This is a genomic window from Mesorhizobium sp. M7A.F.Ca.MR.148.00.0.0, from assembly GCF_003997735.1.
Classification (GTDB): Bacteria; Pseudomonadota; Alphaproteobacteria; order Rhizobiales; family Rhizobiaceae; genus Mesorhizobium.
This window is the reverse complement of sequence record NZ_RZTB01000560.1, coordinates 1-271: the sequence shown is the minus strand read 5'-3', so window position 1 is coordinate 271 and position 271 is coordinate 1. Positions and strand designations below refer to the sequence as shown.

Here is a 271-nt window from a genome sequence, read left to right as displayed (position 1 = left end):
CATGGGTCTCGGCGCGCTGCGATCCGTACAACGACCCGATCCCCAAAATACCCGACGAGATCGTCGAACAGGCTTCCGGGGTCTACGCGCAGGCCTATGAGGCGATCACGGGCAAGGAATTCGTGCCCGATGTTTCCGGGGATACGGTGCTGGACCGCATCAGAGCTAACCTTGCAGGCTATTTTTGAGGGGTGCCCCTCTCAGCTAACGCCTGGTCTTAAGCCGCGCAGTCGACCCCACTCCGTCGAGCTTCGCTCGCCACCTCTCCCCC

1 pseudogene is annotated in these 271 nt (G+C 62.0%); it reads left to right on the top strand.

From position 1 onward, the window contains the following. A pseudogene (locus EOB49_RS35315) lies at nt 1–188 on the top strand (phosphoribosylaminoimidazolesuccinocarboxamide synthase); the annotation flags it as partial. Between the last annotated feature and the right edge of the window lie 83 nt (nt 189–271).